This is a genomic window from Nocardia jejuensis NBRC 103114 (assembly GCF_001613145.1).
GTDB lineage: Bacteria > Actinomycetota > Actinomycetes > Mycobacteriales > Mycobacteriaceae > Nocardia > Nocardia jejuensis.
The window spans coordinates 32,724-44,422 of record NZ_BDBU01000061.1 but is presented as its reverse complement, the minus strand read 5'-3'; the positions used below and the strand labels follow the sequence as shown (position 1 = coordinate 44,422).

The window sequence follows — 11,699 nt, the reverse complement described above, 5'->3', positions numbered from 1 at the left end:
GCCCGCCGCGCTGAAGGGCCGCGCCGCGGTCATCGCCGTGGCCGCCGGAGCCGTGGTCGCCGCCGGGCAGACCGGTATCGAGACCACCGGCACGCAGACCGATAACGTCGACTTCCAGGCCGCCGCACAGGTCAAGGACATCTCGGGCAACGAAACCATCGGGCTCGACTCCTCGGGTTCCCCGCAGGTGCTCAACGCCTCCGGCGTGACGGACCTCAACCAGTTCAGCGACATCCTGCAAAAGGGTCAGCAGTACGCGGCCGATATCGCCGCCGCCGAATCCGCGAAGCTGCGGCCGCTGTGGACCCGATTCGCCAACGGCAACTTCACCTCCGGCTTCGGCGCCCGCTGGGGCGTACAGCATCTGGGCGTGGACGTCGCGGCCCCGATCGGCACTCCGATCTACGCCGTCGCCGACGCCACGGTGCTCGAGGCCGGTCCCGCATCGGGTTTCGGCATGTGGGTGCGACTGCTGCACGACGACGGCACCGTGACCATCTACGGCCACATCGACACCGCCGTCGTCTCCCAGGGCATGCGCGTCATGGCCGGGGACCAGATCGCCACCGTCGGCAATCGCGGCTTCTCCACCGGCCCGCACTGCCACTTCGAGGTCTGGCTGAACGGCGTCGACAAGATCGACCCGCTCCCCTGGCTCGCCTCGCGCGGCATCTCACTGGGCATCCAGCGCGACTGACGCGGCGCCACAGGCACTTTCGATATCCACTTCAGCGCGCCGGTCATCGCGACCGGCGCGCTGAAGTCGTTTCACGGCACGAACCATTCACCGCCGATCATGCGCCCGGCACCGGAAGTCCGTCTGCGCCTTGCGCGTGCCGGGATACGGACTTCCGATGCGGAACGTTCCGCGCGAACCGATCAGAGTTTGATCAGGGTCCGGCTGAACTGCGGGATCAGGCGGATCTTGCCGGCGGTGCCGAAATCGATAGTCACCGTGGCCAGCGCGCCGAAGCCCTCGGCGGCGACGACCTTGCCCAGGCCGTACTTGTCGTCGCTGACCCGGTCCCCCACGGCCAGCACCAGATTGGTGTTGTTGCGCTTGCCCCCGGCGGGGCTGCTCGACGGCGCGGGGCGGCGCTCGGATCCGCGGACGCCGGGGCGCTGCTCGGACCAGCCGTCACCGCGCGTCCAATCACGGTCCACGCCATCGTCTTCGCCGCGGCGGCGGGTGCCCCGCATGCTCTGCGACATGGTGGGCTCGAGCCGGCGCCAGTCCATCAGATGGCCCGGGATCTCCTGCAGGAAGCGCGATTCGGGGTTCGAGACCGGCTGCCCCCAGCCGGATCGGACCACCGCGCGGCTCAGATACAGGCGCTTGCGTGCACGGGTGATGCCCACATAGGCCAGACGGCGTTCCTCGGCCAGCTCGGTCGGGTCGCCCAGGGCGCGCATATGCGGGAATTGCCCGTCTTCCCACCCGGTGACGAAGACCACCGGGAACTCCAGCCCCTTGGCCGTATGGAGGGTCATGAGGGTCACCACGCCGGTGCCCTCGTCCGGAATCTGGTCGCTGTCGGCCACCAGCGAGACGCGCTCGAGGAAAGCGGCGAGCGAGCCCGGGTCCGGTTCGCCCTCGGAAGCCTCGGGCACGAGGCCCTCGGCCTCGGCGGCCTCGACATTGTTGCGCGCCTCGGAGCTGAACTCACGTGCGACGCTGACCAATTCGTTGAGGTTGTCCAGCCGCGCGCCGTCCTGCGGATCGTCGGACATCTCGAGCTCGGTGCGATACCCGGTGCGGTCCAGCACCGCCTCGACGATCGCCCCGACATCCGGGAAGTCCTGATCCGCCTGGACACCGGCGGACCGGATCTCGCCGAGCAGCTCCACGAATCCGGCGATGGCCCGCTGCGCCCGGGTGTTGAGCAGCGCCACCTTGCCCTCCGCCGCGTCCCTAAGCGCCTGTGCGAAGCCGATATTGCGCTGTTCGGCGTGCACGGCCACGCAGGCCTCGGCGCGATCGCCGATGCCGCGGCGGGGGGTGTTGAGGATGCGGCGCAGGCTGACCGCGTCATCCGGGTTCTCCAGCACGCGCAGGTACGCGACGATGTCCCGCACTTCCTTGCGCTCGTAGAAGCGGACGCCGCCGACCACCTTGTAGGGCAGGCCCATCCGGATGAAGATTTCCTCCAGGGCGCGGGAGTTGTTGTTGGTGCGGTAGAAGATCGCGACGTCGTTGTAGTTGGCCTCGGCGTTGTCGACCAGTCGATCGATCTCGCGCGCCACGAACGAGGCCTCGTCGTGCTCGTTGTCCGCGACGTAGCCGACGATCAGATCGCCGTCGCCCTGATCGGTCCAGAGCTTCTTCTCGCGACGGTTCTCGTTGCGGGCGATGACGGCGTTGGCCGCAGCCAGGATGTGCTGGGTGGAGCGGTAATTCTGTTCCAGCAGAATGGTTTCCGCGTCCGGGAAGTCGCGCTCGAACTCCTCGATATTGCGGATCGTCGCACCGCGGAAGGCGTAGATGGACTGGTCGGCGTCACCCACCACGCACAGTTCGCTGGGCGGTACCCGGTCCTCGGCGTCGCGGGGCAGGTGATAACCGACGAGTTCACGCACCAGCACGTACTGGGCGTGGTTGGTGTCCTGGTACTCGTCGACCATGATGTGCCGGAACCGGCGGCGGTAGTACTCGGCCACCTGGGGATGCCGCTGCAGCAGCGCGACCGTCTCACCGATCAGGTCGTCGAAGTCCAGGGCGTTGGCCGCGCGCAGCCGCCGCTGGTACTCGTCGTAGACGCGCGCCACGATGCGCGAGAACTCGCCCTCGTCCTTCGCGGCGTCGGTGGCGGCCTGCTCCGGGTCGATGAGCTCGTTCTTGAGATTGGAGATGGCGGTGGACAGCAGGCGCGGGGTGAACTTCTTGGCGTCGATGTCGAAATCGCGCCCGATCATGGCCAGCAGCCGTCGCGAGTCGTCCGCGTCGTAGATGGAGAAGTTGGTGTTGAGGCCGGCGACCAGCGAAGCCTGGGTACGCAGAATTCGCACGCAGCTGGAGTGGAAGGTGGACACCCACATGCTCGCCGCGCGCGGGCCGACCAGTTCGGCGACGCGTTCGCGCATCTCGGCGGCGGCCTTGTTGGTGAAGGTGATCGCGAGGATCTCCCCGGGCCGCACCCCGCGGGCCGCGAGCAGATAGGCGATGCGGCGGGTCAGGACCGCCGTCTTGCCCGATCCGGCGCCGGCCACGATCAACAGCGGGGTACCGGTGTGCATCACCGCGGCGCGCTGCTGAGGATTCAAACCTTCGAGCAACGCCTGTTCCCGCCGCGCCTGCTCGGTCTTCTGCTGGTCGTGCGCCACCGTCGTGTTCATCGCCCGTCAACGCTACCGGCGCGCACCGACACATATGAAGCCCACCGGTCGAGACGTCCGATTAGTGCTGGTCCACCGAACCGCGAACAAACCGTGAACTTCGCAAAATACTCAGGAGATTCACAAATGAACACGTTTTGTTCGGGTCGCACAGCGTGGCACACTGGCCAGATGACCAGCGCTCGAGCTGCAGGTAGAACTCGGGCGCACCCCCCGGGGGGACAATGTAAGACCCAGTAGGTCTGATTCTTGGTGAAGAACCGATCGGTAACGGGTCGGACTCGTCTGCCGATCGACGTTTTGGACCACGAGGAGTGAAAGCATGAGCATCTCGACGACGGGACAATCCGAGCCTGCCACCGGATCGGACGCCGGTACGACCGCACTGCCTTCCGAGGCGGAGATCGACAAGTTGCGCAAGGAGATCGACAAGCTCGATGCCGAGATTCTGGCGGCGATCAAGCGACGTACCGAGGTGTCGCGCATCATCGGCCGCACCCGCATGGCCAACGGCGGCCCCAAACTGGTGCATTCCCGCGAGATGAAGGTGCTCGAGCGGTTCAGCGAGCTGGGCCAGGAGGGCCACACGCTCGCCATGCTGCTGCTGCGTCTGGGCCGCGGCAGACTGGGTCACTGACCCACTCGGGCCGGTGCCGGGTCCCGGACCCCGCACGCGCGCCGAGATCTTTTTCATAGCCGATTCGAAGATTGTGTAACGCGGCGCACACCTCGCAACGATTCACGAGGGGTGTGCCGCTGCGCGGCTTCCCTAGACCACATGCGGCACTCCATCGAGTGCCGCTGCCCTCAGGCCGCCCCGGGTGATTCATCACCCCGGGGCGGTGCTGTTTTCCGGACCGCTTTCGCGGCCTTCCTCAGGGCAGGGCGATGTACCTCAGGGCAGGGCGATGTACTTCGTGTCGAGATACTCCTCGATGCCCTCGAATCCGCCCTCCCGGCCGAATCCGGATTCCTTCACGCCGCCGAAGGGCGCGGCCGGATCGGAGATGACGCCGCGGTTGACTCCGACCATGCCGGTCTCCAAGCCTTCCGCCACTCGCAGCGCCCGCGCGAGATCCTGCGTGAAAACGTATGCCACCAGGCCGTATTCGGTGTTGTTCGCGGCGGCCAGCCCTTCCTCCTCGGTGTCGAACCCGACGATCGGCGCGACCGGCCCGAAGACCTCCTCGCGCAGGATGCGCGCCGTGTCCGGGATGTCGGACAGGACCGTCGCCGGGTAGAACCAGCCCGCTCCGCCCGGGGCCTTGCCGCCGAGTTCGATCTTCGCGCCCGCGGCGACCGCGTCCTCGACGAGGTCGCCGACGATGTCGAGCTGGCTCTCGTTGATGAGCGGGCCGAGCGTGGTCGCCGGATCGGTGCCGGGTCCGAGCGTGTACTCGGCCATCGCCGCGACCAGTTTTTCGGTGAACTCCTGGCGAACCGAGTTCTGCACGTGGAAGCGGTTCGCGGCCGTGCACGCCTCACCACCGTTGCGCAGCTTGGCCAATACCGCGCCCTGCACGGCGGCATCGATGTCGGCGTCCTCGAAAACCACGAAGGGCGCGTTGCCGCCGAGCTCCATGGAGGTGCGCAGCAATCCGTGCGCGGACGCCTCCACGAGCTTCTTACCGACCGGAGTCGATCCGGTGAAGGTGAGCTTGCGCAGACGCGGATCGTTCAGCAGCGGGCCGGTGACGGCCCCGGAACGACTGGTTGTGATGACGGACAGGACCCCGTCGGGCAATCCGGCCTCGCTGCACAGCTGAGCCAGCAGCAGCATGGTCAGCGGCGTCGCGCTCGCGGGCTTCACGATCATGGTGCAACCGGCCGCCAGTGCGGGGCCGATCTTGCGGGTGCCCATGGCGAGCGGGAAGTTCCACGGCGTGATGGCCAGACACGGCCCGACCGGCTGCTTGTGCACGAGGATGCGCCCGGTGCCGGCGGGCGCGCTCTGGTAGCGGCCGTGAATGCGCACGGCTTCCTCGCTGAACCAGCGGAAGAACTCCGCGCCGTACTTGACCTCGTTGCGGCTCTCGGGCAGCGCCTTGCCCATTTCCAGGGTCATCAGGAGGGCGAATTCCTCGGACCTGGCCGTGATCGCCTCGAAGACCGCGCGCAGGATCTCACCGCGCTGCCGGGCCGGGGTGGCGGCCCACTCGGCCTGTACGGCCGCGGCCGCGTCCAGGGCTCGGACGGCGTCCTCGGGGGTGGCGTCGGCGACGTTCGCGATGACCTCGCCGGTCGCGGGATTGTGGACCGGGAAGGTCGCGCCGCCGGTGGCTGACACCGGTCCGCCGATCCAGAGCGTGGTGGGAATGGCATCGAGTAGTTCGGTTTCGGAGACCATGCCGCCAGCCTAGGCTCGGATTTCCGGGCTGGGCCGCAAACTCGAATCGGTCGCTGCCCAGGGTGAATACCACGAATCACCGTTTGTTACCTGCGGGTTGCATTTTCGGGTTGTAACCTCGGCGGTCGTGAGCAGCGACATCACCGCATCGGCGGCCTGGGGGAAACTGCACGACCACCATGCGGCCATATCCGGGCGGCATCTTCGTGAGTTCTTCACCGAGGACCCCGAGCGCGGTCGTGAGCTGACCGTGCAGGTCGGAGACCTGCGCATCGACTATTCCAAGCACCGGGTCACGCGCGAAACGCTCGATCTGCTGGTGCATCTGGCCGAAGCCGCCGGGGTGGAGCGCCACCGTGACGCCATGTTCGCGGGCGAGCACATCAACACCTCCGAGGACCGCGCGGTCGAGCATGTGGCACTGCGGGTTCCGGCCGGTCAGCAGGTCATGGTCGACGGCGAGGACGCCGGCGCGCAGGTGCACGAGGTGCTGCGCCGGATGGGCGAGTTCACCGACGCGGTGCGGTCCGGGCAGTGGCGCGGGGCCACCGGCGAGCGCATCACCACGGTGGTCAACATCGGCATCGGCGGTTCGGATCTGGGTCCGGCCATGGTGTATCTGGCGCTGCGGCACTACGCGGACGCCGGGATCTCGGCGCGCTTCGTGTCGAATGTCGATCCGTCCGACCTGATTTCGAAGCTGCACGGCCTGGATCCGGCCACGACGCTGTTCATCGTGGCGTCCAAGACCTTCTCCACGCTCGAGACGCTCACCAATGCCACCGCGGCCCGGCGCTGGCTGGTGGCCGCGCTCGGCGAGGACGCGGTGGCGAAGCATTTCGTGGCGGTGTCCACCCATGCGCAGCGGGTGGCAGATTTCGGCATCGACACCGACAACATGTTCGGTTTCTGGGACTGGGTCGGCGGGCGGTACTCGGTCGATTCGGCCATCGGACTGTCGGTCATGGTGACGGTCGGCAAGGAGCGGTTCGCCGAATTCCTGGCCGGAATGCACACGGTGGACGAGCATTTCCGCACCGCGCCACTGGCCGAGAACGCTCCGGTGATCCTGGGCATGCTCGGCGTCTGGTACTCGAACTTCTTCGGTGCGCAGTCGCGCGCGGTGCTGCCGTATTCCAATGACCTGGCGCGCTTTCCGGCGTATCTGCAGCAGTTGACGATGGAGTCGAACGGCAAATCCGTTCGCGCGGACGGCACTCCGGTGAGCACGTCCACCGGTGAGATCTTCTGGGGCGAGCCGGGCACCAACGGCCAGCACGCCTTCTATCAACTGCTGCATCAGGGCACCGTGCTGGTACCCGCCGATTTCATCGGATTCGCCCGCCCCACGGACGATCTGCCGACCCTCGACGGCACCGGCAGCATGCACGACATCCTGATGAGCAATCTGTTCGCCCAGACCAAGGTGCTGGCCTTCGGCAAGACCGCCGAGGAGATCGCCGCTGAGGGCACCGATCCGGAACTGGTGCCGCACAAGGTGATGCCGGGCAACCGCCCCTCCACCGCCATCCTCGCCCCGCAGCTCACCCCGTCGGTGCTGGGTCAGCTGATCGCCCTGTACGAGCACCAGGTCTTCACCGAGGGCTCCATCTGGGGCATCGACAGTTTCGATCAGTGGGGCGTGGAACTTGGCAAGCAGCAGGCGCTGGCACTCGAGCCGCTGCTGACCTCCGCGGAAGAGCCCGAACCCCAGGCGGATTCGTCCACCGACGCGCTGATCCGCTGGTACCGGGACCATCGCGCCTGAGCACCCCGGTCGCTCAGGCGATCTTCAGCCGCGCCAGCTCCACCCGGTTGCTCACGCCGAGTTTAGGGAAAGCCCGATACAGGTGGTGCCCAACGGTTTTCGGACTCAGGAACAGCTGGGCGGCGATCTCCTTGTTGGTCGCGCCGTGCGCCGCGAGCCGAACCACCTGAAGCTCCTGCGGGGTGAGCCGGGCCGAGACGTCGTCCTCCGGCTCGGGCACCGAACCCTCACCGGCGGCGCGTAGTTCGACGCGCGCCCGGTCGGCCCAGAGCGCCGCGCCGAGCCGGTCGAAGGTGTCCAGCGCCTTGCGCAGATGGGTCCGGGCCTCGTGCATCCGGCGTTCACGGCGCAGCCATTCGCCGTAGAACAGCGAGGTGCGGGCGTGGTCGAACCACCGGTCGGCCACCGCGTGCAGCTTCAACGCCCGGGCCAGCAGTTCACCGTCGCCGCGCAGCATGCCCTGGCAGCTGAGCATGAGCGCTTCGGCCCACGGGGTGTCCAACGCGGCGGACCACGCCTCGATCTCGGTGAGCGCGGCGGCGGCGCGCAGCGGTTCGCGCAGCCGCGCGGCCGCCTCCACCAGATCCGAGAGCAGGTCGATCCAGTGACCGCGCGCCATGTCGGTGGCCTGGTGCAGTGATTCGAGCCTGGACAGCGCATGCTCGTAGCGGCCCTGGCCCAGGTCGAGCAGGGCCAGCGCCCATTCGAAATGGGTGATGTCGACGGCGTTGTAATCGCCCGGGGCGCTGCGCAGATTGCGGTCGGCGAGCTCGCGGCAGCGCGCCTCGTCACCCTGAAGCGCCGAGATGATCGCCAGCACCGCCTCGGCTCCGGCGACCCGGCCGGGCTGACCGATATCGGCGGCGACGCGTGCGGTCTGGACCGCGGTGATCTCGGCTTCGCGCAGCCGCCCGATGATCATCTCGGCGGTGGCCAGCGTGCAGCCGACAGCCGGGTACCAGCCGATCATGCCGCGCTCACGCACCAGGTCGACCAGCTCGATCAATTGCTCACGCGCGAGCGGCATATCGCCGATGAGCGCGGCCTGCAGGGCGAAAGCCAGTCGCAGCGAGATCATTTCGATCGGCACCACGCGACTGAACAGGACGTTGGCGCGAATGATGGCGATGCCCTCGTCGAGATTGCCCTCCAGCAGCGCGATTCCGCCGCGAAGCGCCGCCACCGGACCTTCCACCGCATCGCTCGGCAGGGCATAGAGCCGGTCGTAGGCGACTCGGAAGGCGACCCGATCGCCCGCGGTCCAGGCGATGCGGCCCGCTTCGATCAACAGGAACACCGCGCGCTCGGGCTCGATCTCGGCGACCTGGTCGGCGGCCTCGATCATGAGCTGATTGGCCCGGTGCAGGGAACCGTGCTCGAACTCGATGAGCGCGCGGGTGCCGATCACGCGGGCGCGCTCGACCGGGCCGAGCGGCAGCTGATCGGCGGCCTCGGCCAGGCGCAGCGCACGCTCGGTATGTCCTGCCTGCGAGGCGGTTTCGACCGCGAGCACGAGTCGCCGGGCGCGCATCCCGGGATCCGGGGTGAGTCGGGCCGCCCGCTCCAGCGCCGCGGCGGCGGCCGCGTGGCCGGTGCGCTCGCGCGCCTGCTCCGCGGCGAACTCCAGTGCGGCGGCGACGGTTTCATCGGGCCCGGTGCTGGCAGCGGCCAGATGCCAGGCGCTGCGCACCGGATTGTCCACCAGCACAGCGGCAATGGCGGCGTGCACCGCGAGCCGCTGAGTGAAGGAGGCGCTGTGATAGGCGGCGGACCGCTTGAGCGGATGCCGGAAGGTGACGCTCTGCCCCTGGATCAGCACCATGTTCGAGCGCTCGGCGGCGGCGAGCGCTTCGGCCGAATACCCGAGCAGTCCCAGTGCCGCCAGCACCAGCCCGAGATCACCGGTCTCCTCGGCGGCGACGACGAGCATGGCGGTGCGCGCGGCTTCGTCGTGTTCGCCGATCTGCCGCTCGTACCCGGTCTGCAGACGGCGCGGCAGCGGGAGCGGTTCCGCAGGCGAGGACTCACGGTTCATGCACGGGAATTCCAGCAGCGCCAAGGGATTTCCGGCGGCATCGCGCAGCACCCGGGCGCGCTGCTCCGAGCCGAGTCCGGGCCAGCGCTCGCCGAGCAGGGCCGCGGAGGCGATGGTGTCCAGTGGGCCGAGCCGCAGTTCGGGCAGGCCCTGCGGTTCGAAATCGCGGCGGCCCGCGAAGAGCATGACGATGCCTTCCGCGCCGAGTCGGCGGGCGGCGAAGAGCAGGGCATCGGCGGAGGAACGGTCCAGCCATTGCGCATCGTCGATGAGGCACAGCACCGGGCCGTCCGCGCAGAGTTCGGACAGCAGGGTGAGGGTGGCGACGCCGATCAGGAAGCGGTCGGCTCCGTCGCCGGGGCAGAGTCCGACGGCGCCGCCGAGCGCCTTCTGTTGCGGTTCCGGCAGGGCCTCGATCTGGCCGAGCGCGGACGCGAGCAGCAGATGCAGTCCGGCGAAGGGCAGTTCGGATTCGGTTTCCACGCCGGAACATCGGAGAATCCGCCAGCCCGCCTCGGCCTGTTCCGCGGCATACTGCAGCAGCGCGGACTTGCCTTCGCCCGCCTCGGCGATGACGGCGAGCGCACCGCTGCGGCCCTCGAGCGCGGCGCTCAGCAGGTGTCCGATCTGCTGTACTTCGGGAGAACGACCGTACAGCACATGCGACAACCTATGCGGCGCGTCGCAATCCGGCAAACGGGCGAAATGGTGCCCACGGCAACCAATTGCCTGTTCGGGGCCGTGCAGACCGAGTACTCAGTACGCGAGCATCGCCCCGAGCGAGGCGGCCGACAGGGCCAGGAACCCGAGCGGGAAGGCGATGTTGTGCAGTACCCCGGTCCGGATGTGGACCCCGACCGCGATGACGAAGAACACGATCAGCCCGGCGGCGGCCGCGATGCCGAGGGATGTGACCCCGGCCAACCCGAGCGCCAGCCCGATCGCACCGGCGCCCTTGCACGCGCCCAGGAGCGGCAGCATGGACTCGGGCACCCGCACCTGCGCCATATTGGCCACCACGAACTTCGCACGTGCGAAGTTGGCAACCGACTCGGCGGCATTTGCCGCGATCGTGACGAGCAGGACGGCAATGCCGAGTACGGCCATGGTGGATCTCCCTGACGCTTGGTTCCGACAGCGCGGGGCGGATTCGCGGCGCGCTGATCTCAGCCTCGCCAGGGACATACGAGAGCGCCAATACCGGCTTTCATAACCTCCGGTTATGGCGAAAGCGCGGCCGGACCGGACAGCTCACCCCTGCCGGACGGGATGCTCCGGGGTGGAGACGAGGAACTCCTGGATGATGGCGGTGACTCGTTCCGGGTCCTCGACCATCGGCAGGTGGCCGCAGTCGGCCAGCACCTCGGCGGTGCGCGGCCGCAATGTCAGGTTGACCCGTGCCCCCGCTTCGGCCGACAGGATGCGGTTCTGCGCACCCCAGATCGTGCAGATGGGCGGGAAGTTCGCGGGTGGTGTGAAGGTGTCGAGCGCGGCGTACGCCGGGAACCCCTGAACGAGCCCGTGCAGTGCGGCCAAGCGGCCCTTGTCACCCCAGAAGGCCCGGAGTTTCTCCGAGCGCTGCAACTGCCGGGCCCGCCCCCGCTCGCCGAGCTGGTTGGTGACGATCTGATCGATGATCAGAGCGGGTAACCGCAGCGCCTCGGCCGGTCGGCCGAGGGGAAGCTTGCCATCGGCCCAGGCCAGTGCGGCGGATCGCCCGCGGCGCACGGTATTCCGGGTGAGGAGGTTGATCAGCACCAGTCCGCGCACGCGATCCGGATGCCGGATGGCGTAGCTCAGCGAGGTGGCCGCACCGAGGCAATTGCCGATCAGGGTGACGTCGGTGAGGCGATGCGCTTCGACGAAGGCGTCGAGCAGAGCGGTGTAATCGGCGAGCCGGTAGCCGTCGGCGGGACGCTCGGAGTGCCCGTAGCCCGGCAGGTCCAGCGCGAACACCTCGTGCCCGGAACGCAGCGCCGCGACCTGCTCGTCCCAGATCCGGCGATTCGCACCGGCGTTGTGCAGCAGTACGATCGGCGATCCGCTGCCGTAACGGTCATAGGCGACGGCACGGCCGCGGTGGTCGAAGGTTTCCACGCTGAACTCCCTCGCGATCCCGGGCGGCGCACCGTCCGGAGATCAATTTGACATCGTTGTCTTCGAGTTCAGCGTAGCTCCGCTCCTGGTCCGGGGGCGGGAAATCGAGCCCCGGCGTC

8 protein-coding genes are annotated in these 11,699 nt (G+C 68.2%); 3 read left to right on the top strand and 5 right to left on the bottom strand.

Annotation, left to right across the window (positions count from 1 at the left end; translation table 11 throughout):
* A partial coding sequence (locus NJ1_RS34860) for a M23 family metallopeptidase (RefSeq protein ID WP_157574528.1) occupies nt 1-697 on the top strand: 697 nt, incomplete at its 5' end.
* 182 nt (nt 698-879) lie between these two features.
* Here the strand turns inward: NJ1_RS34860 and pcrA are convergent.
* A complete protein-coding gene (pcrA, locus tag NJ1_RS34855; RefSeq protein ID WP_067703633.1) occupies nt 880-3,333 on the bottom strand; it encodes a DNA helicase PcrA in 2,454 nt (817 codons plus the stop codon).
* Between the two features lie 322 nt (nt 3,334-3,655).
* Between pcrA and NJ1_RS34850 the strand changes: the two genes are divergently transcribed.
* Entirely contained in the window at nt 3,656-3,970 is a 315-nt protein-coding gene (locus NJ1_RS34850) for a chorismate mutase (RefSeq protein WP_067703630.1), read from the top strand.
* Between the two features lie 258 nt (nt 3,971-4,228).
* Here the strand turns inward: NJ1_RS34850 and NJ1_RS34845 are convergent, their stop codons facing one another.
* Nucleotides 4,229-5,680: an NAD-dependent succinate-semialdehyde dehydrogenase gene (locus NJ1_RS34845; RefSeq protein ID WP_067703627.1), complete on the bottom strand. Its 1,452-nt coding sequence runs from the start codon at nt 5,678-5,680 to the stop codon at nt 4,229-4,231.
* Between the two features lie 127 nt (nt 5,681-5,807).
* Between NJ1_RS34845 and pgi the strand changes: the two genes are divergently transcribed.
* A complete protein-coding gene (pgi, locus tag NJ1_RS34840) occupies nt 5,808-7,448 on the top strand; it encodes a glucose-6-phosphate isomerase (RefSeq protein WP_067703624.1) in 1,641 nt (546 codons plus the stop codon).
* Nucleotides 7,449-7,461: 13 nt separating this feature from the next.
* On the opposite strand, the gene NJ1_RS34835 is transcribed toward pgi, so the two are convergent.
* The 3 genes from NJ1_RS34835 to NJ1_RS34825 form a co-directional block, all read right to left on the bottom strand.
* Nucleotides 7,462-10,143, bottom strand: coding sequence for a helix-turn-helix transcriptional regulator (locus NJ1_RS34835; protein WP_067703621.1), 2,682 nt, complete (start codon nt 10,141-10,143; stop codon nt 7,462-7,464).
* A 96-nt stretch (nt 10,144-10,239) separates the two neighbouring features.
* A complete protein-coding gene (locus NJ1_RS34830) occupies nt 10,240-10,590 on the bottom strand; it encodes a DoxX family protein (protein ID WP_067703619.1) in 351 nt (116 codons plus the stop codon).
* Nucleotides 10,591-10,734: 144 nt separating this feature from the next.
* A complete protein-coding gene (locus tag NJ1_RS34825) occupies nt 10,735-11,580 on the bottom strand; it encodes an alpha/beta fold hydrolase (RefSeq protein ID WP_067703616.1) in 846 nt (281 codons plus the stop codon).
* Between the last annotated feature and the right edge of the window lie 119 nt (nt 11,581-11,699).

Coding starts and splice junctions, on each gene's coding strand:
- NJ1_RS34845 (WP_067703627.1), bottom strand. CDS start 5,680: ATGGTCTCCGAAACCGAACTACTCGATGCCATTCCCACCACGCTCTGG.
- NJ1_RS34830 (WP_067703619.1), bottom strand. CDS start 10,590: ATGGCCGTACTCGGCATTGCCGTCCTGCTCGTCACGATCGCGGCAAAT.
- pcrA (WP_067703633.1), bottom strand. CDS start 3,333: ATGAACACGACGGTGGCGCACGACCAGCAGAAGACCGAGCAGGCGCGG.
- NJ1_RS34850 (WP_067703630.1), top strand. CDS start 3,656: ATGAGCATCTCGACGACGGGACAATCCGAGCCTGCCACCGGATCGGAC.